General features: G+C 61.6%; 22 protein-coding genes and 1 pseudogene. 5 read left to right on the forward strand and 18 right to left on the reverse strand.

The features are described from left to right. Positions 1 to 96 precede the first annotated feature (96 nt). Entirely contained in the window at positions 97 to 627 is a 531-nt protein-coding gene (locus IPM84_00365) for a dihydrofolate reductase (protein ID MBK9091251.1), read from the forward strand. 236 nt (positions 628 to 863) lie between these two features. Here IPM84_00365 and IPM84_00370 read toward each other — a convergent pair whose 3' ends face one another. Further along, positions 864 to 1886: a hypothetical protein gene (locus IPM84_00370; GenBank protein ID MBK9091252.1), complete on the reverse strand. Its 1023-nt coding sequence runs from the start codon at positions 1884 to 1886 to the stop codon at positions 864 to 866. Between the two features lie 101 nt (positions 1887 to 1987). Here IPM84_00370 and IPM84_00375 point away from each other — a divergent pair, with 101 nt between their 5' ends. Next, positions 1988 to 2572 (forward strand): cytochrome c oxidase subunit 3, encoded by a 585-nt coding sequence (locus tag IPM84_00375; GenBank protein MBK9091253.1) that lies wholly within the window; start codon positions 1988 to 1990, stop codon positions 2570 to 2572. On the opposite strand, the gene IPM84_00380 is transcribed toward IPM84_00375, so the two are convergent. From IPM84_00380 to IPM84_00425, 10 genes and pseudogenes are all read right to left on the reverse strand, one after another. Further along, positions 2560 to 3444, reverse strand: coding sequence for an NAD(P)-dependent oxidoreductase (locus tag IPM84_00380; protein ID MBK9091254.1), 885 nt, complete (start codon positions 3442 to 3444; stop codon positions 2560 to 2562). The two genes, IPM84_00375 and IPM84_00380, sit on opposite strands and share 13 nt — an antisense overlap. A gap of 54 nt (positions 3445 to 3498) precedes the next feature. Then, positions 3499 to 4230: a ribonuclease III gene (gene rnc, locus IPM84_00385; GenBank protein ID MBK9091255.1), complete on the reverse strand. Its 732-nt coding sequence runs from the start codon at positions 4228 to 4230 to the stop codon at positions 3499 to 3501. A 211-nt stretch (positions 4231 to 4441) separates the two neighbouring features. Then, positions 4442 to 5714: pseudogene (locus IPM84_00390) on the reverse strand (AAA family ATPase). A 188-nt stretch (positions 5715 to 5902) separates the two neighbouring features. Then, positions 5903 to 6130 carry a hypothetical protein gene (locus tag IPM84_00395; GenBank protein ID MBK9091256.1) on the reverse strand — a complete coding sequence of 76 codons (228 nt, stop codon included), beginning with the start codon at positions 6128 to 6130 and terminating at the stop codon, positions 5903 to 5905. A gap of 40 nt (positions 6131 to 6170) precedes the next feature. Continuing rightward, positions 6171 to 6422 (reverse strand): hypothetical protein, encoded by a 252-nt coding sequence (locus IPM84_00400; GenBank protein MBK9091257.1) that lies wholly within the window; start codon positions 6420 to 6422, stop codon positions 6171 to 6173. Continuing rightward, positions 6412 to 6753: a nucleotidyltransferase domain-containing protein gene (locus tag IPM84_00405; GenBank protein MBK9091258.1), complete on the reverse strand. Its 342-nt coding sequence runs from the start codon at positions 6751 to 6753 to the stop codon at positions 6412 to 6414. The genes IPM84_00400 and IPM84_00405 overlap by 11 nt, the downstream gene beginning before the upstream one ends. A 166-nt stretch (positions 6754 to 6919) precedes the next feature. Next, a complete protein-coding gene (locus tag IPM84_00410; GenBank protein ID MBK9091259.1) occupies positions 6920 to 7093 on the reverse strand; it encodes a hypothetical protein in 174 nt (57 codons plus the stop codon). A gap of 183 nt (positions 7094 to 7276) precedes the next feature. Beyond that, positions 7277 to 7990 carry an HNH endonuclease gene (locus IPM84_00415; protein ID MBK9091260.1) on the reverse strand — a complete coding sequence of 238 codons (714 nt, stop codon included), beginning with the start codon at positions 7988 to 7990 and terminating at the stop codon, positions 7277 to 7279. Further along, positions 7977 to 9377 carry an AAA family ATPase gene (locus IPM84_00420; protein ID MBK9091261.1) on the reverse strand — a complete coding sequence of 467 codons (1401 nt, stop codon included), beginning with the start codon at positions 9375 to 9377 and terminating at the stop codon, positions 7977 to 7979. Before IPM84_00420 ends, IPM84_00415 begins: the two co-directional genes overlap by 14 nt. A 58-nt stretch (positions 9378 to 9435) precedes the next feature. Further along, positions 9436 to 9738 carry a hypothetical protein gene (locus tag IPM84_00425; GenBank protein ID MBK9091262.1) on the reverse strand — a complete coding sequence of 101 codons (303 nt, stop codon included), beginning with the start codon at positions 9736 to 9738 and terminating at the stop codon, positions 9436 to 9438. 244 nt (positions 9739 to 9982) lie between these two features. Between IPM84_00425 and IPM84_00430 the strand changes: the two genes are divergently transcribed. Genes IPM84_00430 through IPM84_00440 form a run of 3 tightly spaced genes read left to right on the forward strand, consistent with a single transcriptional unit; the run spans position 9983 to position 11673 of the window. Continuing rightward, positions 9983 to 10726: a TIGR04255 family protein gene (locus IPM84_00430; protein MBK9091263.1), complete on the forward strand. Its 744-nt coding sequence runs from the start codon at positions 9983 to 9985 to the stop codon at positions 10724 to 10726. 60 nt (positions 10727 to 10786) lie between these two features. Further along, the gene (locus tag IPM84_00435; GenBank protein MBK9091264.1) at positions 10787 to 11296 is read left to right on the forward strand and encodes a hypothetical protein; all 510 of its coding nucleotides are present in this window, start codon (positions 10787 to 10789) and stop codon (positions 11294 to 11296) included. Further along, complete coding sequence (locus tag IPM84_00440; protein MBK9091265.1) at positions 11293 to 11673, forward strand: hypothetical protein; 381 nt, start codon at positions 11293 to 11295, stop codon at positions 11671 to 11673. The genes IPM84_00435 and IPM84_00440 overlap by 4 nt, the downstream gene beginning before the upstream one ends. A gap of 568 nt (positions 11674 to 12241) precedes the next feature. On the opposite strand, the gene IPM84_00445 is transcribed toward IPM84_00440, so the two are convergent. From IPM84_00445 to IPM84_00475, 7 genes are all read right to left on the reverse strand, one after another. Then, positions 12242 to 13060: an HIT domain-containing protein gene (locus tag IPM84_00445; protein MBK9091266.1), complete on the reverse strand. Its 819-nt coding sequence runs from the start codon at positions 13058 to 13060 to the stop codon at positions 12242 to 12244. Then, entirely contained in the window at positions 13057 to 14181 is a 1125-nt protein-coding gene (locus tag IPM84_00450; GenBank protein MBK9091267.1) for an HNH endonuclease, read from the reverse strand. Before IPM84_00450 ends, IPM84_00445 begins: the two co-directional genes overlap by 4 nt. 324 nt (positions 14182 to 14505) lie before the next feature. Beyond that, the gene (locus IPM84_00455) at positions 14506 to 17478 is read right to left on the reverse strand and encodes a DEAD/DEAH box helicase family protein (protein ID MBK9091268.1); all 2973 of its coding nucleotides are present in this window, start codon (positions 17476 to 17478) and stop codon (positions 14506 to 14508) included. Positions 17479 to 17563: 85 nt separating this feature from the next. Further along, on the reverse strand, positions 17564 to 18313 hold the full coding sequence (locus IPM84_00460; protein MBK9091269.1) for a hypothetical protein: 750 nt from the start codon (positions 18311 to 18313) through the stop codon (positions 17564 to 17566). Between the two features lie 93 nt (positions 18314 to 18406). Then, positions 18407 to 20284: a site-specific DNA-methyltransferase gene (locus tag IPM84_00465; protein MBK9091270.1), complete on the reverse strand. Its 1878-nt coding sequence runs from the start codon at positions 20282 to 20284 to the stop codon at positions 18407 to 18409. An 11-nt stretch (positions 20285 to 20295) separates the two neighbouring features. After that, positions 20296 to 22878, reverse strand: coding sequence for an ATP-binding protein (locus IPM84_00470; protein ID MBK9091271.1), 2583 nt, complete (start codon positions 22876 to 22878; stop codon positions 20296 to 20298). Continuing rightward, positions 22875 to 23954 (reverse strand): ATP-binding protein, encoded by a 1080-nt coding sequence (locus tag IPM84_00475; protein ID MBK9091272.1) that lies wholly within the window; start codon positions 23952 to 23954, stop codon positions 22875 to 22877. Before IPM84_00475 ends, IPM84_00470 begins: the two co-directional genes overlap by 4 nt. Positions 23955 to 23957: the final 3 nt, after the last annotated feature.

Genomic DNA, 23957 nt, shown 5'->3' on the forward strand with positions numbered 1-23957 from the left:
TTGTATGGTTTGGGCAAACGGGGTATGATGTTGTCAGTGCGGCGTCTGAGTGAGCGCCGCAGACTGAATTGCGCTGATGTGAGGGAAAGAACACGGATGGGAAAAATCATCTTGTACATCGCCATCAGTCTCGATGGCTTCATTGCACGCCGCGATGACGACATCTCCTGGCTGACCGCCTTCGACGATAAGGATGAGGACTATGGTTATGCTGCGTTCTACGCGTCGTTGGGCGCCGTCATCCTGGGCGGCAAGACCTACCGGCAGGTGCTGGGCTTTGGGACATGGCCGTATCCCGGCAAGACCACCTATGTGGTTACGACCCAGCCCTTGCAGAATCCACCCGACGCCAACATCAAGACCTTTGCCGGCGACGCGGCCGACCTGGTCGCGCAGATTCGACAAACGACGGACCAGGACATCTGGCTGGTGGGCGGCGGCCAGTTGGTAACAGCGTTTGCCGATCAACACCTGATTGACGAATACATCATCACCATCATCCCGCTCATCCTGGGCGACGGCATCCCCTTGTTCCAGGGCGCCGTGAGCGAAGAGCGCCTGCAACTGACCGGCAGCCAGTCCTACGCCAACGGCCTGATGCAGCTCCGCTATCGCCGCCCCGCGTAGCCTTCTCCCCTTCTCCCCTTCTCCCCTTCTCCCCTTCTCCCCTTCTCCGGTCTCCGCTCTCCCCTTCTCCCCTTCTCCCCTTCTCCCCTTCTCCCTTCTCCCCTTCTCCCCTTCTCCCCTTCTCCCCTTCTCCCCTTCTCCCCCTTCTCCCTTCTCCCCTTCTCCCCTTCTCCCCTTCTCCCCTTCTCCCCTTCTCCCCTTCTCCCCTTCTCCCCTTCTCCCCTTCTCCGCCCCCCTCACCCCGCGTCCATCCACTCCCGGATGACCGTTACCGCGGAGCCCAGGTCGCTGCCGACGGCCAGGGCCGCGACGCGGCCGGCGAGCAGGCGATCGGTGGCCGCGTGCATGGCGGTCAGGGAGTCGGCGCCCATCTGATCGCCGAAGCCGATGAGGGAATTGCGCAGCGCGGCCGGATCAACGGCCTGCCACGCGCTGGCAACGCCTGGCGCGCGCGCCAGCGCAATCACGCCCATCACCGGCGCGAGGGGCACGGCCGCGCCAGGCCACTGCTGATTGACCTCGACGCGACGCTTGGTCTCCCCATTCAACTGTGTCACCAGCGGCCAGGCGGCCAGTTCGGGGAAGAAGCGCTCGCCGTCGGGCAGGAGGTGCAGGCGCCAGGGTGCGCCCCAGGCTTGCAGCGGACTGCTCGTCTCATCCAGGTAGATCACGTCTTCGGCCAGCAGTTGAAACCCGGCGCGCAGGCAGGCAAAGGCCAGGGTGGACTTGCCCGCGCCGCTGTGACCGGTCAGCAGCACCGCGCGCCCGTTGTGAATCAGGCCGGCCGCGTGCAGCACGGCGCGGCGGTGACGGGTGGTGAGGAACAGGCCCAGGCATTCCAGGAAGCCTTCCTGCACGAAGAGGCGGTCGGCCAGCAGGTCTGGGGTGATGAAGGCCATGCCAAAGCCACGGGCGCGGTCGGCCAGGCCCAGGCTGCTGCCCACGCTGAGCATGAAGTAGTCGTCCTGCGCCCGAAAGACGGGTGTTGGGCGCCCGGGGGCGTCAGGCGCGGCCGGCGCGGTATGCAGGAAGAAATTGAGGCGCAGGGCCGGCGCGTGCGGGGCGGGCGTGCCCCACGGCCCAAAGGAGTCGGCGGCCATCTCGGCCAGCACAGAAGCATTGGTGGCGAACTCCAGCGGCACCCCCAACGGCTGATAACGCGCGACGAAGGGTGTGGGCGTCTGCCGCCAGAGTTGATCGGTGGCCGGCGCAAAAGTCAGCCCGGCCACTTCTTGCCAGTTGACACGGTGATCGGTCATGTGTGATGACCCTTTCGAGAAGAAGAGGCTGTTATTGGAAAAAATGCCATACCTGTTGTATCATCAAGGTTAGACTCATTGCGTCAGGAGAACAAATGGCTATGCAAAATCGTGTGATACGCAGTTCGAACGGGCGGGAACCAGGGGGAACCGGCAACAGCCGCTTTGCCCTGTTCATCTTTCTTGGCTCCTATGCGCTCGTCTTTGTCACCCTCGCGATCGTCGTCATCAACCTGCGCCGCGTCAGCTTTGACTGGCCGCCGGCCGGGGTGCCGCCGCTGGCGCTCTGGAAAGGCGCGCTGGTCACGTTGATCCTGCTGGTCAGCAGCTTGACGCTGCACGTGACGCTGCACGCAGCCCGCCAGGGCAACCAGCCACGCGCCCAGCGTCTGTTACTCGTCACCGTGTTGCTCGGCCTACTCTTTCTGGTCGGTCAAATCTACCAGTTCGCCACCGCCGGCATGACGATTCAGAGCGGCGCCTACGGCGCAGTCTTCTTCACGATGGCCGGTTTCCACGCTGTGCATATCATCATTGGCCTCGCGCTGCTGGTGCGCCTGCTGAATGACCTGCGCCGTGCGCCGGACAGCGCCGCTGCGCTTTCCGCCACGCCCGCGGCGGCCACCGTCTGGCATTTCCTCGATCTGATGTGGCTGCCCTTTTTTATCGTCCTCTATCTGCTCTGAGCAGATAGCAATCCCTCATCCACGCTGCGCAGACGCGTGCGCAGCGTGGCCTGCGCCAGGCGAATGTCCAGCGTGCAGTCGCGTGGGCGCAGCAGGCCGCTGGCCGCGACCACATCCGCGGTGATGGCCGCGGGGTCAAGACCGGCAAAGGTGCAGAGCTTGACGCCGAACTCGTGGCGGCTGAGGCGTTGCGGCCCGGCAACGTGCAGCACGCTCCCCCTGAAATCAGAATCGAGCGACGCCAGTTCCAGCAGCGCGCCGGCCAGGTCATCCACCCACACCGGGCAGCGGTATTCATCGGTGAAGAGCGTGATCGGCCGGCCCTGGCGCACGCTGTCCCACACCCAGCGCGTGCGCGGGTCAACCGGGGCCAGGCCGGTGACCAGTGAGGTGCGCACGATGACGAAATCTGCCAGCCCTGAGGCGCGCACGATCACTTCCGCCTGCGCTTTGGCATGAGCGTAAGGCGTGAGCGGCGCGGGCGGCGCGTCTTCGGCATAGGGTGGGTGTTCGCCATCGAAAATGACGTCAGACGAGAGGTGTATCAAGCGCGCATGGTGTTGTGCCGTGGCGGTCACCACGTGCTGCGTGCCGGCCACGATACTGGCAGCCAGGTGGGCCGGCTGCGCAAAGTTGGCCGCGGTGTGGATAACGACAGCGGGGTGCAGATCATCCCAGAGGTCGCGCACCGCCTGCGCATCGGTTATGTCCAGGCGGCAGGTTGGCAGGCCGGGGAATGATACCGGCTGGTTGAGATAGGTGCCGACCACGCGGCCCCCCCAAGTTGCCAGGGCCGGATGGCGCGCCAGTCCTTGCCCCACGTAGCCCGACAGCCCGGTGATGAGAAGGGTAGGTCGTGCCATTCTGGTCATGCGCAGCGCATTCTGGTGGCTGCCAGGCGGCATTGGCCCTGGCGCCGCGCCGCGTCAACCGGTCTGCCCACGCAGCTCATCGAGTTCCTCTTGCTCCAACCGTGCGAGCGCCATGAATGCGGCAATCTGTTCAGCCTGGCGCTTGTTGGTGCCGCTGCCCACGCCGTACACCGTGTCTGCCAGAATGACCTGTACCGTGAATTTCTTCATATGGTCAGGGCCTTCGGTGTTGACCGTTTGGTAACGCGGCGTGATTTGCCGGGTGCTCTGTACACGCTCCTGCAAGAGGCTCTTGGCGTCCTTGTAATTGGCCTCTTGTTGCAATTGGTTGAGGAAGGGGGCGATCAGCGGCAGCAAGAGATGATCCACGCCCGCGAGGCCGGCATCGAGGTAGACGGCGCCGATAAGGGCTTCGAACGCAGCGCACAAGGTGGCCGAGCGTTCGCGTCCGCCCGATTCAGCCTCACCATGCCCCATGAAGAGAAACGGCCCCAAGTTCAACTGGCGTGCGAAAGCGGCCAGGGTATCGCGACGCACCAGCGCGGCACGGATATTGGTCAGATACCCCTCAGCCTGTTCGGGAAAGCGGTGATAGAGCAGGGCGCCGACGACGAAGCCGAGAACGGCATCTCCCAGGAACTCCAGGCGTTCGTTGTCAGAGAGAGGAAAGTCGGGGAACTCGTTCAGGTAGGAACGATGGGTCAAGGCGCGATGCAATAAAGTTTTGTCCTGGAACACCAGGCCGATCTGTGCTTCGAAGGCGGTAATCAAATCCATCATTGTCATAGGCATCTCGTGGTAACCGGCGGCGGTGCGGGGGCTGCAAAGGTTGACGTGAGCGGGTGCTGGCATGGCACCAACCGAAATCATCACGCCGGGCATTATACCAACGGCTGGCCCTTTGTGCAACCGGGTGGAGGCCGTTAGGGGCCAAATTCCATGTTCTTGTCCGCAACCAGAACCACGAGGTCTTTGCGCAAAGGTTCGGGCGTTGCGTTCATCCCAGCACCCCGCTGGCAAAGAGCGTGCCCAGATCGGTCTCGCCGCGCCATTGGCGCAGTCGCGGATGATCCGAGCCGAGCACAATGTCAGTGGCGCCCTGGGATGTCCTGCTGAAACACAACACCAGTTCTGGCTGAACCAGGCTCAAGATGACGGGTGAGTGCGTCGCCAGCAGGACTTGCGCACTGTAAACAGAAGACAGCGATTGCAGCACCGTCTCCACGGCGCGCGGGTGGATGCCGTTCTCCGGTTCTTCGATCAGATAGACGCCCTCCAGGCTCGGGATGTAGGCCAGGATGGTAAGCGCCAGCATACGCAGCGTGCCATCAGACACCAGCCAGGAAGGCGCCTGCAATCCGGATTCGTAGTCCAACACGATGTAGCGGTGACGGTCTTCCGACCGCTCGACCGTCCGGATGTCTCGCAGGTCGGGCAGGGCAGTGCGCACATGGGCGACCCATTCCTTGAGGCGATCGGGCGCGCGTTCGTGCAGATCGTTGACGACCCACGGCAGGTTGGAGCCGTCGGGCTGGAAGTGCCGGGGGCTGCCGAGGCGGCTGGGCCGGCGCAATGACTCGCTGTTGAGCGCTAGCCGTTGGACACCTTCCAGGAGCGAACGCCGAAACCAAATGGAAACCGGGAACTTCTCTTCGTCTTCCGGCAGGTTCGCCAGGGCCGAGCGCCGGGGGCCCAGGCGAAACAGGTTGTTCCATTCGGAAGTCTCAGAGCGAAAATAGTCGTTGCCTGATTCAGTTACTTTGTTGAGCACGCGACGCCAACCCGCTGGCGCGTGTTTGCGAGTGGGGGTTACCACGGAGTCCGGGGGCGTCACATCCTCGGGAAAGAGGGTTCGCTGCCTAAGGTGACCGTTTTCCTCGGCGGCGGCCTCTGATTTGAGCCACAAAGCTTCGGCCAGGAGGCTGACTTCATGCGTTTCTGGGTGTGATCCGACGCGTACTTCATAGCGGACATGGGAGTAGTTGCCGTTCTTGCGCGCGCGCAGCGCCTCTGGAATGGCGGACTCGATGGCAAGTTCGGAACACGTCGTTGCGACGCATCCAGCACAGGTCACGCAGGTCGGGTGCGCGGCTGGCGATGGCAGCCGCCAGCCCCTCCTTTTCTCGAACCACGTCAGCCAGGAAGGCGATCACATCCAGGAACGTGGACTTGCCACTGGCGTTGGGGCCGATCAGCACCTGAAATGGGCCGAGATGCTGTCGCACATAGCGTAAGCATCGATAAGAGAGGGCTTCGACACGCGCAATCATAGCTACGTCCTTTCACCGAGCGCCACTTAAGGATGGCCAGTTTAAGTGGCATTGTACCACACTTCGCCGCACCAGTTCAACCATGTGTAAAGATCGTTATTCAACGCAAAGTCGCAAGGACGCGAAACTTTCCTCGCTTCTCTGGCGAACGGCGAGTGCCGCCAACGACGAATGCCCAGCAGTTTGCGCTAATAATTGAAGGTCACACGTGAGAGCATGCGCTCACCCCGCACGCGCACGAAGGTTCGAACGTGATCAGCGCCATAGCTGACAACCAGCCAGCGGATTTCGTCCCAGGCGCCGTATTCGAGCGCGCGTTGGATGATGAGATCAGCGTCCCGGTCCAGGTCGAGGTTCTGCAAATCGTATTCCTGGAAGTGTAGACGCAGTCCGCTTGGGATGCTGGTCATCGTCATGGGTGGTTGACTCCTTTGCGCGTGCCGAGTGATTTTTGGATCAGCTCACTTGCGCTCTGGCCGCATCGCGTTTTTGGCCGTGCTGAATCTCGCCTAAACGGATCACCAGGCGCAGCGCCTCATTCACCGCGGCTTCGTCTGGAAAAGCCCTGGCGACATCGGGATCGAGCAACACCAGGTTGGCGCCTGCGCGATAACGCGCCACATACTTGCCCCGCACGCCGCCCTTCAGAAGCGCACGCAAATCGTACTCGGGCCGCAACTCATCGTTCAGTTCACTTTCATTGTTCATAAAGGACAACCCCTTCGCTCAAGGCTGCGGTGATAAATGCATTGGGCACCTCGCGCCACTCAGCCACCTCCTCTGGCGTCCACACCAGGATGTCCTTGGCCGGCGCCAGACCTACTAACGCGCGACGGTCGCGCGCCGCGCGACGGTCGCGCGATTGGTCCGATGGCTCAATCAACAGTAGATCATAATCACTGTCGGGCCGTGCATCGCCACGTGCGCGCGAGCCAAACAGGATGATCTTCTGAGGGTGACCGGTGACTAGAATCCGGCGAACCATCTCCTTGAGCGAAGCATTCAGTCTTGCACGATCAGGCACGCTCGACTTTGTCATATATCCCTCCCAATGCGCTGAAGCGCACACGACGAACATGGTTAGTGGTCGGCGTTTCAGCGCCAAGTCTGACGCGCTAAAGCGCGGGTTACCAACAGATTATCGCAGCGCTCAGCCCTGCGGCCGCGCCGAGCCGAATCAGCGCCCACCACGACGGCGCCAGGGGTTAGCCCAGCGGGCTCGCCGCCGGTCGCCGCGCAGATCGCGACCAGCAGCCCGCCCACGCCCCCAGCCGCGCCATGATGCGGCCGCTGAAGAAGCTCGAGGTGAGATAGCTGGTGGTGGACGCCACGAGCAGCATGCCCAGTGCATCCAGCGGCAGTACGAAGACCGCGCGCATCGAGGGTCATGCCATCCCCGGCAGCCCGTCAGGCAGACCGAGGGAGAAAAACGCGAGGTAGATCAACAGGACCTGACTGACAGCGCGGGGATGTAGAAGTTAGCCAGCGGATCGTCCGCCGGGCCGTAGTAGATGCGGAAAGGGTAGTCGCGCAAGAGCGATACAGACACGGCTCGTTCTCCGCTAGTCGAGAGGCAGGCACCAATAGGCGATCAAGGCATCGAAGTCGGGTCGTGCCTCCCGCAAGGTTTCCAGGAGCGGTGTGTACCGGTTGGGTTTCAAGACAAACTGGCGAATCATGCCCAGATAAGGCGCTTCCGCCTTCAGATGATCCACCAACTGATCCCATGCAATCGCGGCATCTTGTGGCGACTGCGGCTGCACGATGCGGAGGATGCAACCGATGACTTCCAAGAATCTACGACGCCGTTCATCTTGCAGTGCAGCACGTTGATCAAAGCCGAGCAACTGGGTGGTGATCCTACCGCGCGCCAGCGTTTCCTCAGAAGTGGGCATGGGCGTGACTGCGCCGGTTTCAAAGTCGAAATAGAGGAAATGGAGCGGCTCGTCGTGGCGAGGATTAACCATCTGTCGTCCCTGGACGTCCTGAGGTTGACGCCCCAGCTTTTTCGATTGGCACACATCACAGGCCAGGACGAAGTTCTCCCAGTCCCAGCGTGCCTGCAGATCCGTCTGCGGGACGAAATGATCCACCGTTTGTGCCTCGATCCGCTCGCAGTAGCCGCACTTGTGGTGAAAAACTTCCACCAATGCGTGCTTGACTTCCCGCGCTGGTTTTGAACCGGCAAGGCTTTTCCACGGGTTCGCGCGGGCCTGCTGGCGATCAAGGTAGGCCCGCAGATTGGTCGGCAACGGAGGACATTCAACCTTGAGCATAATTCTTTGGCTTTTTCTTGGTACGGAGGAATGTATCTACCTGGTTCTTGATGGCCGCATACCTGCTCATTTCGTCGGCGCTATCTCCTGGCGGTGAGAGGTGTTGATCCAACCATCGGCTGAGGTCATCCAATTCAGGTCGCTCTTTGAGGTCAAGTTGGTCAGTGCTGGCTCGTGCCTGGAGCTGCGCATGCCGTCTGATTTTGTCTTCGGTTTCAGGATCGCGCAGGTCAGAGACGCTGAACAGCACGTGAAGAATCTGGTCCGCGCGCCAGCCCTTGACCGAAGGCGGGTCTTGATGAGCGCTCACGCGGTCTGGTGTCATGGCATCCGGGCGGAGGACGAATACTGCATTTTCGTCGGCCGCCTGTGGAATGAAAGGGCTGTGTGTCGCAACGATGAACTGAAGCCCTGGGAACTGTGTGGGCAACCAGAAGCCGATCTGCCGTTGCCAAACAGGATGTAGATGCGCATCCAGCTCGTCTATCAGGACGACACCTTCCACCGTGATCTTCCCGTCCTCGCTGATCCAATCCTCGATCCTGTCGTATGTTTCATCCAGACGTCGGAGCAGGTCGGCGGCCAGAGCAAGCATGCTCCGATAGCCGTCGCTGAGATCCGACATCGCGGTATCGGTGCGATAGGGAGTATCGAAGAAGGCGCCGTCAGGGCCAATCCGGGAAAGTGTGACGCCAGCAGGCAGCAAATGGTCTACCACATCTTTGACGACGGCCTTGATACGCTGGGCCCGCCGCCCGGCTTCGGTATCCTCACGGCTGCGATGATCCAGTCGTGTGAGCCAGTCGGTCAGGTCTTCCAGGGCTGCATCCTCCCTGAACAGCGTAATAAACCGGGCTTCCTTCTGTCCGGGGTACATGAGCCGGATGGTGTCCGGCGCGCCGCCGAGCAGGCGCCGAAAAGGCCCGTATCCCGCCGCAAACCAGCCGGCCGACTTCTCAGACAGCAGGCCGCGTTTCAGGGCGTTGAGTTGATCCTTCGTGCCCTCGAAGACCAGCGTAGGACGGTCGTAAAGCACGCCGCTAATGCTCACTTCGGCGTCACCAGTGACGGCGTAGGAGGCGGTATACGGCTCCCGGCGTGGCCTACCTCTTTCGGTCAACTGATCATTTTGTCCAGCAATGACTTCGGCAACAAGTCTGCCCTTGGTTTGACCGAAACGGACCCAGCCGTCGAGCCGGGCCAGGCGATTGGAGGGATCAGGTCCCATCAGCGCCATCGCGATTGCCTGAAGCAGCGTGCTCTTGCCGGTGCCGTTCTCGCCCAGGATAACGCTCCAGCGCTTGACTTGTCCATCGTCGCGCACCAGATTCAGTTCGGCACGGCCGAAGCACTTGATATTCTCGATGACCACTCTTTTCAGATACATGCAAGTCGCCTCCTGGGAAGTTCCGTATTGGCAGCCGATGACAACGCGGCCTATTATATCATCCATCTGTTGCTTCGGCGAAGTGATCGCCTTCGTCCGCTGTCTCATCATCGCAGCGTCTCACTCCAAATGACATTTGCATGTAGCCGGGCACGGCTGGATCTTCCTCCGCGGGCGCCGCCAACTCATCGAAGAACGCCAGCCGCATGTGCTGCAACGCCTCCGCCTCGGGCCAGGCGAACTTGTGCGTGACCCGCGCTCGTGGCGGGGCGTTGAGCAGCGCCCGTATTGGCAGGCGACCGCGCCGAGCGCGATCAGCGCCCACCACGACGGCGCCAGGGGTTAGCCCGAAGACAACCACGCCGATGGAGATCCATATCAGAGCAACCCGGAAGGCGCCAGGTCACCGGTTGACGACGGGATGTTGACGACCAGGCCGGTTGTGTCCATTGTAACCCGTCAACGGCTGTTTCGGCAAAGCGGACCATCATCACAGGCCGGCTGCTTTAGTTGACGTATGTCGCGATCCGTATACAATGAAGTTCGGATACGTCAGAAGTTACCTGCTGCACCACTTGCGCATACCCGGCATCACTGGGAGAAACATGGATCCCTATCGCGAGATCAAATATGGCAACCCACCGATTGTCGAGGTGGTCGCCGAGTTCCGCTTCGTGCCCGCTGAGCCATGGGACTTGACGGTTCCCGGCCTCGTCTACGATCGTCTTCGGGGGCAATTCCCCCGCAAGCGGTTGCTCAAGGTCTTGGAAGGTGAAGCCGCGGTGGAAGCAACCGGGATTCGCCAGGAGTTTCGACTGGCCGACCGGATGCAGTTCCTGCGCGAGGACGAGAAGGCTTATGTCCAGGTGGGGCCTGATCTTCTGGCCGTGAACCACCTTGCGCCGTATCCGACATGGGAAGGCTTCCTACCGCTCGTCCAGGACGCGTTGGGGGCTTACGCTGCGGTGGCCCAACCCAGGGGCTTGCATCGCATCGGGCTGCGCTACATCAACCAGCTCGAGATCCCTGGCGAGTCAGTTGACCTCGACCAGTATCTGAACTTTCGCCCTTTCGTAGGGTCAGGTCTGCCGCAACTCTTCCATGGATTCATCTTGGGCATTCAGACGCCTTACGATGAGGAGCGAGACATGCTGCGCCTGCAACTTACGACCATCGAGGCGAAGGCAGCGGGCGCTTCCACATTGCTCCTCGATATGGATTACTATCTCGCTCAGCCCGAAGGTGTCGCGCTCGAAACGACCTTCGACTGGCTGGAACGTGCCCACACAAGAGTCCAAAGCGTGTTCGAAAACTGTCTGACGGACGGTCTGCGCAGCCTGTTCAGTTAGCAGCGGGGGTGAGCCATGTCGCGCCTGTCTTCATACTCATACGCTCCGAGGGATGTTCGTGTGCTGCTGGCCGGCCAGACGGGTGGGATGCCTGCGCCGCCGCGTCATGGACGAGATTACACAACAACAGCGCCGACGCCGGCGGATACGTCCATCTTTCTGACCACACTGGCATCACAGCGGTTGTTTGGCTGGCGGACAGGCACCAACTGGTTGCCTATCGAGGAGAACGAAGCCAGGCTGCGCTTGCTTCAGAGGTTCTACACCCTGGTAAATGCTGATGAGGTGCGTCGTTTCCTGCGGGTGTATCCCGACGCCGCGGATGTCCTGATCGAGGCACGTCCGCACATCGAGAGGATTTTCGGATCAAACACACGTGCCGCACTGGAAGTTACTTTCGATCCCGACTCCGAAAGCCTACGGGATTCGGAGGAGTTGTTCGGCAACATTCGGACCTCCTTACCTGTCGAGGAGGCGCTCGATCAACTCCGCCAGTTCGATGACGAATGGTTTCTTGCTCAACTCACTCGGGCTGGCGGCCGTCTGAACTTCAACCTGGAATTCGTATGAGCTTCGATTGGGCCGATTACTTGAAGCTGGCCGAAGCCCTCACGCGTGACCCAAGTTCTCCAGGGCCAGAAGAAGCGTCATTGCGGACCGCGATCAGCCGCGCATACTACGCCGCCTACCGGAGCGCCTCGAACCTGGCCGCCAGCCGCGGGGAGCTCGTCCCGTCCGGATTGGCGAGCGATCATGGACTGGTGATCAACCATTTCCGGTATGCGGCCGATCCGGCGCGGCAGAAGATCGGCGCCGGTCTGAGCCGCTTGCGCGGCAACCGGAACAAGGCTGACTACGATGATGTCCTCAGTGGTCGGCCAGCCGCCACAGCTCAATCTTCAGTGACTCTCGCCCGTAACGTCCTCACCGCCCTCGGTTCCCTGTAACCGGGTTCACCTTCCGCTTACTCCACCCCCATCCGCATCATCGCGTTATCGTAGTACATCAGCAGGTCGGCGTCCTCCTGCAGCACGCATTCCGGCAGGCGACCGCGCCGAGCAGAGCGATCACCCACCACGACGGCGCCAGGGGTTAGCCCGAAGAGAGCTACGCCGCATAGTTCGCGACCAGCGGCCCGCCGTCACCCAGTCACCCCATGATGCGAATGCTGGAGAAGCTCATAGTGAGATACCCTCTGGCGGACGCCACGAGCAGCATGCCCAGCGCGATCAGCGGCAGCGCGATGTCCGCACGCATAGGAGGGCCAGGCCACTCCTAGCTGCTCGTCAGGCAGACCGTGGGTGACATACGCGATCTGAGCCAACGGCACCAGGCCAACTAGAGCTGTCATTTCTGTGTGACAGATGCCAACGTCATACGTGATTTGCTTTGCCGTACAGTAACGTGGTACGAATACCTAAATCGTTTAGACCTCCTGGCCGCCGGAACTGCTGGCAGCGTTGCCGCCTCGTCCCATAGTTCATCGCGATCCTATTCGACCAGTGCGCCTCCGGCTCAATTGGCCGCGTTGCCCACAAAGCGCGAAATCAGGTGAATGTGAGCATGCGGCACGGTCTGACCCGCGGCCGCGTTGATGTTGACGCCAATGTTGAAACCATCAGGCTGCCATCGCTGAGTCAGCAACTTCTGCACTCGATCTACCACCAGCCAACAGGCCTGTTTGCTGCGCTCTGCCAGTTCAAAGTAGTCGGCGACGTGTTGTTTGGGCACAACCATGACCTGGCCAGGATAGCCGGCCGATGAATCTAACATCGCATAGATCGTGGCCGATTCAGTAACTAGCTCACCAGCGGGATCAGGCGCGCACAAGGGACAGGCGGATGCATGGTTCATCTGGTTGAAGTGGCGATACTCATACACTTCGCAATGTTCGGCTTTGATAATGCTCCGATAGGGCAGAATCACGTTGCACTGATAGACCTGGCAACCGTGTTTCAGGTGGGTGCGAAACCCATTCTGCATGATGTCGCGCCGCACGCTGAAAAAGGCTCTTCCGGTTGGCCGCAGCAGTTCAGAGACTGCCATCAATACATACGGCTGTTCCTCCGGAAGCAAGATATTCAAGACATAATTGCAGAGGATCGTGTCGAATCGCTGGGTAGGGTAAGCCGGGGCGTAATAGGGGTCATAATCGGTGACATCCAGGCCCTTGCTGCGGAGGAATTTGCCGTCAACCCCGAGGCCAGCGCCAAAATCGAGCACCTTGCCGGTAATCAAACGGCGCGCCAACAGTTGCTTGGTCGGGAAAGAGGGCCACTGGCGCTCCTTGACCGTGAGATGGCTATTGGGGTTCTTGGGAGATTGAAAAATCATGATGCACGATAACTCCAGTTGGCTGCAAAGCCCATGTTGAGGGCAATTTGGACCTGCGGGGTGATGGTGTCGAACAGAATTTGGCGGAAGTGCGCAAAGGGTAGACTTCGCAAAGCGGCTACAGAATCCTGCTTGTAGAGCAGCGCGTAGTCTTCCAGCAGTCTGCCGTGGTTTGAGCGGGCAACGGCCTGCACCGCCTCGTATTGCAGCTGGGCGAATGTGCCGAAATAAAGTGAAATATCGGGTAGTTGATCACCCTTGCGCGCGTTGACCGCTTTGGGCGTCGGCACAAGGTTCCAGAGCAAATCATGGGCAACGAAGCTCCACGGCAGGAAATGATCCAGCGAAAAATCGTCTGAGGAGATCAGTTGCTGTGAGTAGATGCACTGGAACGGGCCGATTTCGTCAATGACAAGCTTCCAGAATGCGTGGCCCTGTTTCAAGTCTCGTTGTTCGGGGCGAAACAGTTTGCCGGTGACGTTCGGAGCGTTGGGATTGTTTTTCTGGATGTAGTTGACCAAATGCCAGAGGCAAAAACCCGTCAGGATATACAAGTGTTGCTGCAGGTATTCCAACCAGGCCGGTTGAATTTCAATGCCGCGCCCAGGCAGGGTGACAAAACGATACAGGCAAGGCGCTACCTGTGCGTGGAAGGCGCTCTCGGCCAGGCTTTCAATCGTTGCGTTGACTCTCCAATCCTCGATCCCGCTCAGTTCGCGCTGAAAGAACGGACGCAAGAAACGCTGCGGGACATAATTGCCGATCGTGCGAATTTCCTGAGCCAGTGGGGATTGGGTGGAAAGGTGCGTGACCACCGCGTCTACCACATCGGCCTGGCTGGCATTGGCCTGCAGCCGGCTGTCATAGACCTTGATCTGCCTCGCCACTGCCTCCAGCCGATCCTGTTTGCCCAAGGAAAGGTGAAAATAGTGCAGGGGATACCAAACCGCGGCGATCATACGCGCCAACAAGACGTCAACAGGAATAACCGCACCTGGCAATAGCTTCACGCTTTCCAAAATGGCGAGCAGCCAGTAGAACTTGTAGGAATTGGTGACATGGCTGAAACTGGCCGCCAGCGGTGCAATGTTCAGGTTACTCGAACCAGGTAAGTTGACCATGTTAGCCCTTGCGTGAAGATGGAAATTCGCAACGCGGGTTATGGAACATGTCTCATAGTTCTCTCACCCATTGCAGGCGCAGCCAGGGCCGACATGGCATGTTTTCCAGTCAATCCGGTCATACGTCTCGCACTGATTCGATACGTTGGCAAGACTGGAAGTATCAATCTGCACAGGTCGTCGCTCAAGGCCGTGAGCAACAGCTCACGCAATGCTGCGGAATTGAATGATGTGGTCATAACACCTCACAAATACGGAGTTGGCCATAATCAGTATGCGCATCGCGCATCGTCCTGACCATCCGTGACCGGGACGCGGCCCCCATCATTCGATCTGTGACTGCTCGGTCACCGGCTCCCACCACCCGCTCACCTTCTTCGGATCAATCGTCAGGTAAGTCACCCCGATCACCGCGAAGAACTTCTGCGCGCACAGGATCTTGCGGCGTTCGTTCGGGAACTGGAGCTTGCTCAGTTCGGTGGTGCCCTTCGTCTCATGCACGAACGTCCGCACTTCTGTCCGGCCCGCGCGGTCAACGCGGGCAACACCCCAGTCTGGATTATAGTTACCGATGATGGCCGGCAGATGCACCTTGAAGCCAGGTGGGAACTTGAAGTAGAAGACGATCGCGTCGCCTTCTTGCCGGATCGCGTCGACGTAGTGCTTCTCGACGTCGGAGTCCTTCTGCACCAGGTTGTAGAGGCCGCGCGGGCCAGCCTCCAGCAGTTCTTTCTGCGGGAAGCTGCGTTTCGGCGGGAAGATTTCGCCCAGATCGTACGGCGGCGCGCCCTCGTCGGGCAGAAACTCGAGGCGAGCGGTGACGTGATCGGCCAGGGCGCTGCGCACCTCGCCAATAAAGACGGTCGCGAAGCCTTCCGGGTTTTCGAGCAGACGCTGCTTCTGGTCGTCGCGCATCCTTCGGAAGATGGCATTGATCGTCGGCCGGGTCAGGCCGGTTTGCTTCACGGCGCGGTCCATCAGGTTGAAGACCGGGTAACGGTCGGCGCGTACCTGTACCTCGCGCACCGCGACGCGACCGCCGAATCCCACGGGCGTGTACTCCACCTCCTCACCTTCGGCCAGCCGCCACGATACGTTCGTGAAGATCACGCGGTACGCACTCCCGTCCGGCTCGATCGCCAACGTGCCCAGGTTGCGCAGGTGCTCGTTGTGGGTCTCCCTGGCGATATCGGCGCCTGGCTTGAAGGTGCGGGTGATCGTCTCTGGCTCGCCCTCGGCGTCGAAGAGACTGAGCGTCACCTCGGCCTTGTTCGCGGTGACGCGCTTGACGTTGATCCTGAACGCGCCCAGCGTCACCTTTCCTCTCTCCACCACAAGCACATGACCGGGGAAAGTCTGGCGGTTCAGGCGCATCACGCACGCCTCGATCAGGGCCGGCGTCTCGATATGCATTCGGTAGCGCAGGCGCTGGTTCAGCTTTCCCCAGAACGCCTCGAAGTGCTCATTCTGGAAGAAGATCCGGTCGTTGCGGATCGCATCCCGTTTCAGATGGGCGTTCGTGGGCGCCGGCGGCGGCGCGTCGCCGTCCGCGACATACTCGCTCTGCAAGCGACCGACGTAGTTCTGATAGCTCTCGTTCGCTACCACCGTCAGGACATTCACTTCCTCGTCGTGGACGCGCTCGCCCACTTGATTCACGGCCAGGCGCAGCCCACGCCCGATCTCCTGCCGCTTCTTGATCTCGGAAACGGTCTGGTTCAGGGTGCATATCTGGAAGACGTTCGGGTTATCCCAGCCCTCCTTCAGCGCCGAGTGTGCAAAGATGAAGCTCACCGGCTCGTCGAACGAGAGCAGGCGCTCTTTGTCGCGCATGATCAGCGCGAACGCCTGCTTCTCCATTTCACGCTCGCCGGCGTTGCGGCTTTCAGTGTCCACTTCTTCTTCGCGGCCATCCTTCTGCTTCTTCTTCGCAAAGTAGGCCTGGCGCACCTGCGCGGCCGTCAAGTGCTTGAACGCGCCATAGTCGTCCTTCAGGCGTTCGAACTCTTCGTCGAAGAGGCGGCGGATCAGGCCATCGCTCGCCGTATAGTTCGCGACGCGGTCAATGAAGAAGAGCGAAAGCACCTTCACGTCGTGGGAGGCCACCTCCGCCTGCCAGCGCATGTGACGCAGGATCGTCTGCCGAATCTGCTCGCGAAAGACGGCCGGACGTGACGGCGCCATGCCCGCGAGCAGATATAGGCGCTCGCCGTTCCTGAACTCGACATAGCCCGCGCCCAAGTCAATATTCTCCACCACGAACCCGTCGTGCTCCGGCCGGCCCGTCTTCTGCTTCAGATCGTCGCCCTGATGCAGCACCACCTCGGCCTCCCGCGTGCCGCCGCGGTCGCTCACGCGTGTGCGCACTTTGGCCGTGATGCGCGGCGGCGGTGTGATCTCCGTCAGGGCCAGGAACGCGATATTCGCGTTGTCGCGCTCGGTCACGCCGTACACTTCGATGCGTTTCACCAGGCTGCGCGCGTACGCGTCGAAGGGGGTGAGGCGGTAGACCAGGTTCGGGCTTGTGCGGTGCGTCGCGCTGAAGCGCAGGGCCAGGATCGGCTTCAGTGTGCGCAGCGCCTGCTTCGCCTTCTCGCTCTCCATATTCTGCGGCTCGTCCAGGATCAGGATCGGGCGGGTCTCCTGGATGAACTGGAAAGGCCGGCGCTCGCCCGGCAGCTTCTCCGACGCCTTGTAGAGATTATTGCTCGCCTTATTGAACGCGTCCAGGGTGATCAGCAGCACCGTCGTCGTATTGGCCGTCGCGAAATGACGCAAGCGGCTCAACTGGCTCCCGTCGTACGCGATCAGGTCGAACGGCTCATTCCCGTACAGCGCCCGGAAGTGGTTACGCGTCACCTGCACGTTCTTCATCACGCCTTCGTAGATCGCGATACCCGGCACCACGATCACGAACTTACTCCAGCCGAAGCGCCGGCGCAGCTCGAAGATCGTCCGCAGGTAGACGTAGGTCTTCCCCGTGCCGGTCTCCATCTCGATCGTGAAATGGGGGAAGCGGTGGCTCTCGTCGGCGATCCCTTCGAGGCCGATGCCGGTATCCCAGTCGAGCAGCATGGACTGGGGCAAGCCGTTCTTCTCCTGCACCGCGTGCAGATTGTCACGCAGCCACGTCTCCGCCAGATCCTCATACCGCGGCAGGTTCGCAACGATCTCATCACCGAGTTGGAAGCCCGCATCGTACCGCGTCATCCCCTCGAAGAGGCGCACGATGCTCTCCACAGCCTGGAGCTGGTGCTCCTGGTTCGCGTCGAATTTCAATTGCAGTTTTGCAGGCACAGGTTACCTCAACCTTCGCGACGGCTAAAACGGTGAATCGTCGAGCATCTGATAGCAGGTTTGCTTTGCCAGACCATGAATTCATTCATGGGGTTCTCGCCAGACCACTCACCGAGCCATCGAATGAATTCGACGTCTGATGCGCCAAACCCGTTGAAACGGTTTGATTTCGCGAACCCAACCTGCGCAGGACACGGTGCATGAGGCTGGGTGCAGGCGCCATCATTTCCACGATCAGCGGGTCATGATCGGACACGTTGCCATTCTGTCTGTCATGGTCATAGCGGGCGTCGGTCAGGTACGGGGCGATGCGGCGTGAAAGAAACACATAGTCCACGCGGGTGCGCGTGCCGTTGTGATTGGTCCACGAGTACTCTCGCCCAGACGGGTTGAGCCTGCGCCAGGCATCGCTGTAACCCAGATCCCGCAGCCATTCGACCCATCCAGGGCTTTCATTCCCGCCGTCGCCAACCTCCAGCCAATTCAGATCGCCCGCCAGGATGAAGCTCCGCCGGCGGTTCCGCAACATCACACCTTCCAGCCACTGCGCGAACGCCGCATTTCCTTCACCCCATAGACCATTGTAGATGGCACCCAGGTCGAAATGCGCGAATCGCACCTGGAGCCAGTGCCGCGGGCTTGGCGAAGGGTGGCGTGCATCGGGGAACACCCTGAAGGGCAGGCGAGCCGCAACAAAGACCCCGTTCTTCGGCCGCTCCGGTTCGCTCGAAGCCTGGTGAACCAGCCCGCCCGCTGCCAATTGGGCGCCCAGTGCGGGACCGGGCGTCGCGCGGTACTCGGTCAACACGGCAATGTCAGGGCGATGACCGAGCACCGTCCGGACGACCCCTCGATGCGGCTCCTGCCACCCTGGCGCAGGTTGAGGGTAAGCAGGCGAATCGTTCTTGGGCCTCGCTCGTTCTCCATCTCAAATCACCTTCACCCGCCGGCCGTCTTCGAGCCGCACCTTCGCCTCATCTGTCAGCGCGGCGTCGAGGCAGATGAAGACATCGTCCTCGCCCATCGCCAGCGCGCCGATCGTCTCCTCGTTCACCGCCGCGTCCAGGCAGACGAAGAGCCGGTGGGCCACCAGGTCGGAGCTCACCACCTGCACGTGGTTGCGCGTGAACGCCGGCAGCGGCTCAGTCGTGCTGTCGAGCGGGAAGCCCTCCATCAGCATCACCTCCACCAGGACATCTTCCGCCTTCCACCCCTCCACCAGCGGCGACTCGAAGCGGTCGAACAGCGTCTGCAGCCCGGCCGCATCGCCGCCCTCGAAGTCGCGCCACGCCTTGTAGTTCGAGCGGTCGAGCCTGAAGACGCGGAAGCCGAGGTCTTCGGGCAAATCCCAATCATTCAGGTCAGGTTGGTCGGCACGTTCTGACTTTAGGCGAGCGATGGCTCGACGAATGCGTTCTTTGCCAATCTCAGCGATTGTACGGCCCGATTGCTGTCTCGTAGGTTCTGGTAGCTGTACCATTATGAAGCGCCGGCTACTATTGTCTTGATGGTTTAGTTCCAAGACAGCCTGAGCAGTCGTGCAAGAACCAGCAAAAAAATCTAAACATATTTCATCGGCACTGTTTGCCATTCGAAGAATGTCCGCAAGCAGTTTTGTTGGCTTCGGATTGTCGAAGTCCACCTCTGAACCCATCAGGGCAGTGAACTCGGCCTTTGCCTGCCGATTTTGATCCACGTCTGTCCATATTGTTGGCCAGGGAATGCTTGGATTGCTGGGCGCAACCTCTATGTAGTACGGCATCCAACCCGAGTCCCGTTTGATCCATGCGGTCAGTCCCGCCCGTGTACGGTCGACCCATGTTTCTTCTGACAAAACCCAACGCCCTTCCCAACCTTCAGGAGCAATTGGATAGACAACGGTCCCGTCTGGGGCAGTGAGTGGATACCACATGGTGGGACGATCTGCGCGGCGCGCCCCTTTGCCGTTCTTTCGAAGCTGACGCCGTCGCGCGAGCCTGCCATCTGGCAATGTCATAGGATATGCCGCAAGAATCTCGGGCTTGGTTTTCTGAGCCAATCGTAAGCTCTCTCTGTCTTTGGCATAGACCAGTATGTAGTCGTGGTATGCCGACACAGCACGTCCCGCATCGTTACGGCTTGGACTGTCCATCTTCTGCCAAATAAGCGAGGCAACGAAGTTCTCTTCTCCGAACACCTCACCGAGCAGGAGTCGTAGAGTCTGAACCTCATTATCGTCAATACTCACAAAAATCACGCCGTCCGTACGCAGCAGATTTCGTGCCAGCCGCAGCCGTGGATACATCATGTTCAGCCAGTTCGAGTGATAGCGTCCACCCGCCTGCGTGTTCGTCACCAACACGCGCCCCGCATCGTCAGCTTGACCGGTCGCCCGCAGGTACTCGTCCAGTGGCTGGGTGAAGTTGTCGCTGTAGATGAAGTCGTTGCCGGTGTTGTACGGCGGATCAATATAGATCATCTTCACGCGGCCGGCGTAGCTCTTCTGCAGCAGCTTCAGCACCTCCAGGTTATCGCCCTCGATGAAGAGGTGCCGCGTCGTCGCCTCGTTCACGCCTTCCCCGGGCGCCGGCTTCAGCGTCCCCGCGCTCGGCGTACTCGCCAACCGCCGAGCCGCCCGCTTTCCCGGCCAGAACAGCCCGAAGTGCTCGGCGTCGCGACCGTCTTCTTCCACGTGGTCGCCCAGCGCCTCGCGCAGCGCGTCCCAGTTAATCTTCCCGTCGGCGAAGGCTTCAGGTGCAATGGCAGCCAGCGCATCCAGGCGTTCCTCGTCGAAGGTGAAGGTAGGGCGCAGTTTGGTGATCGTCATTTTCACTTGCCTCAAAGAGTTTTTCCGGACCGGGTGTCCTCGTCGCGCAGTTCTGCGGGGAATGGCGAGCGTTCGCGTACCCAACGGGCGATCAGCGGTACCTGGAAGCGGGGAACGCCGTTGACCACTTCCAGCAGCTCGCGGCGGATTAGGGCGGTGAGGACTGCCGCATCGCCAGCCTGGAACGTCCCGGTGGCGACCTTCCTCAACACGTCACGTTGCGCCGGTGCAGCGTTTCCCCACAATTCGTCGAAGTACTCTCCCCCATGCTCCAGCGCCAGCGGAATGATCGTTTCGACGTTCTTCGCACGCACCAGATGGCGGTGCTCGCGGTTCAGCAGGTCCACCAATTCGGCGCAGACAAGCTGCACCAGGTAGGGCTGACCGCGCGTCAGTTCTACGATCGCCTCGCGCGCGGTCCCGTCGTATCGCATCTGTTGCTCGAAGCCGGGAACGGGGTGCTCGATCAGCTCCCGGGCTTCTTCCGGCTTCAAGTAGCTGATCTGCAGACGACGGGCATTGATCAGGGTGTCGCTCCAGTACGGCGCCATCTCCTCGGCGGAGAGCGATCCGGCCAAGAGCAGGCGCCAGCGTGGGCGGTGCTCGAGCAGATCGCGCAGAAAGTTGAGCGCGGCGCGGCTGCGAGTGGCTGCAACCACCTCATCCAGGCGCTGGAACTCGTCCAGGCAGAGGAGAAAGTCGCGTCCCTTGGCCGTCCGTTCTGCCAGGCCGAGCCAGTCACTCAGGGCGACGAAAGGGTCGAGACGGAAGTCGGCCAGGGCGGGGGCCGGCAGGATCAGGTTGCGCCCGCTGCGCGCGCTGTCCACGATCTCCTGGGCCAGGCTGTAGGCCAGGCCGGCATTGGTGGCCGCCGCGGCGGCTCGCTGCACATTGACGCGCACCGGCACCACGTCGGCCAGCAGGCGTTGGGGCAGGTAAGCGATCAGCGAGGTCTTCCCCGTGCGGCGCTGACCGACCAACAGCAACACCGGTGCCTGGGGCGCCAACAGTGCGCTCTCGATCTCCCGAAACAGATCGTCGCGGCCTTTGAAGAGGCGCTGGGCTTCATCGGGCCGCAGATGAGGGCCGGCGATGTATGCCGGGGCGATCTCGGTATCGTCGCTCTGCGCTTCCTCCAGCACCCGCACGGCTGCGGCCAGCGTCTTCTGCCAGCGATCAATGATGGCGCCAAATTGCGAGGCGTGCGCCGTCGAGCCGGTCACCAGGCTCTCGCGCAGCACGCGCAACTGGTCGAGTTGGCGCCGCACGGCCTCTTGCTGGCGGTAGCGGCTCGTGGCTTGCTGGGCCGCACGCACGCCCTGGCTCACGTCCAGCAAGGCCGGCAGGGTGGCGCCCAACTCGGGTGGAGGCGGCTGGGCGATCCAGCGCAACTCGTCACCCGCGGCCGCGATCTCGTCGGTATTCGCGCAGCGCGCCAGCCGATCCAACGCAATCAGCACCTGGGCCTGGCGCGCAGCAGCTTGCTGCCGCGAGTGGGTCGTCAGGTAGTCAATCGCCTGCCGCGCGCCCGCCTGGTTGCTGCGGTAAGCCTGGGCGAGGAAGGAACCCAGTAGGGGCAAGGGCAGCACGATGAACTCGTCGTAGTAGATCGGCAGATAGCGCAGCCCCTGTCCCGCGCGTTCTTCCGAAGCCCACAGCCGCAGCACGAGCATCCAGAACGCCTCGAAGGGCCAGAAGATAAGGCGCAGAGAGCCGGCAATCATCGCCACGCCTAACGCCACGCCGCCCGCCACGCCGAACGCCACGCCTAACGCCACGCCGACCGCCACGCCGAACGCCACGCCGACCGCCACGCCGAACGCCACGCCGCCCGCCACGCCTAACGCCACGCCTAACGCCACGCCTAACGCCACGCCTAACGCCACGCCGACCGCCACGCCGAACGCCACGCCTAACGCCACGCCGACCGCCACGCCGCCCGCCACGCCTAACGCCACGCCTAACGCCACGCCTAACGCCACGCCTAACGCCACGCCGACCGCCACGCCGAACGCCACGCCGACCGCCACGCCGAACGCCACGCCGCCCGCCACGCCGAACGCCACCAAAAAGAAAACGGGCAGCCAAATGGTCAGATCAATGGACAGCCTTGCGGCCATGGCAGTCACCGGTCCGAACAGGTTCGCGGCCACGCCAGGTGCAAAACGCTGCAGAATAGCAAAAAGGAAAGTAATCCCGAAGATGAGGTAGATTAGTCGCAACCCCCAACGTTGGACTTCTCCGCTGCCGGGTCGCGTCGCTAAGCGCACGCCGAAGACAAAGGGGAGAACGAATGTGAAGGCACTTCCCCAGTCGAAGGGGTAGCCAGCGAGCGAGAGAAGTGTGCCCACAAGGAGCACCGCCAGGATGGGGGCAACCTGGGCCAGGTGACTCGCCTGGCGGGCGTAGCGAGCCAGTTCAGGATAGGCATCGAAGTCCCGCCACAGCCGGAACGGATTGCCATTCGGTTCCAGATCAGGATGGATGCGCCGCAGGTGGTCGGCCAGCGTAAAGGGCTTGAAGTAGGCCCAGTAGAGGAGGCGGGCGCAGTCGGACCAATAGTCTCTCCAGCGCTCGCGCGGCGTGTCGCTCATGGCTGCCCTCCGCCCAGTCCCAACACCGCCATCAGCCAGCGCAAGAACTCCCGCACCGGCAAGGCGCCGGTTATTGCCAGGATCACCAAGAGCACGATCACCATCCCCACGGCCCAGTTCCTGGCTTCGTCCTGCCGCGCGCCGAGCCAGCCGGCCAGCCGCCCCACCGCCGCGGGCGTCGTCCACAGGGAGTGCGCAAGCCACTGCCGCACCCGCACCCGCACGCCACGGTAGCCCGCGGCCTCACGCTCAAACTGCGTCCGCACCCATGTTTCATCCTGGCCGCTCACCTGCGCCTCGAAAACGGTATACGCGGCCATCTGCAGCAGGTACGGGTGGCGCCCACCGAGGCGGAGCGCAAGCGCCTGGTCGCCCACACCCAGGGCGGGCACGGAACCGCCCACATCAATGGGGAGTCGTACCAGCTCGCGCGCTTCGTTTTCGGACAGTTCTTCCAGGTAACGGGTGTTGCCCAGGTTGAAGAAGCGTGAAACCGAGCGCACCCGGCTGCCGTAAAAGCTGAGGGGACGGGCCGAGGCAATGATCAGCATCAGCACCTGGTCATCCATCGCCGCGCGCAACGCGTCGAAGAAGTGGTCGTCGAACTCGGTCGGTGCATCCAGGAGCGCCTCGAACTCGTCCAAACACAGAACGCAGCGCAGCCCCGCCTCGGCCATCGTCTGCAGGCCCTGGCGAAACGTCGGCAGGTCGCGGCACGGGGTCGGCCAGGCTGGGAGCAGGGATCCTTTAGGGTGCCATCTGCGGGCCGTCGCGAGTGCGTTTCCCACCGTCTGCAAGAATCCGGCCAGGTTGCGCACCCGTGCATCCTGCAGACTCACGTAGCTCACCAGGAACCACTGCGATGCCTGCACCCGCTCTGGGTAAGTCTGGTAGAGGTGGTAGAGCAGCGAGCTCTTCCCGATGCGCGGCGGCCCCACCACGCCCACGCTCGTCATCTGCGCGCCGGACATCCGCTGGATGATGAAACGGATCTCTTGGGTACGGCCAACGAACCGCGGCGGGTCCACGATGCGGCCGCCGTAGAAGAAGGGATTGGTCGGTGCGGTGTTCGCCATTCG

The organism is Candidatus Amarolinea dominans, from assembly GCA_016719785.1.
Lineage (GTDB): Bacteria > Chloroflexota > Anaerolineae > SSC4 > Amarolineaceae > Amarolinea > Amarolinea dominans.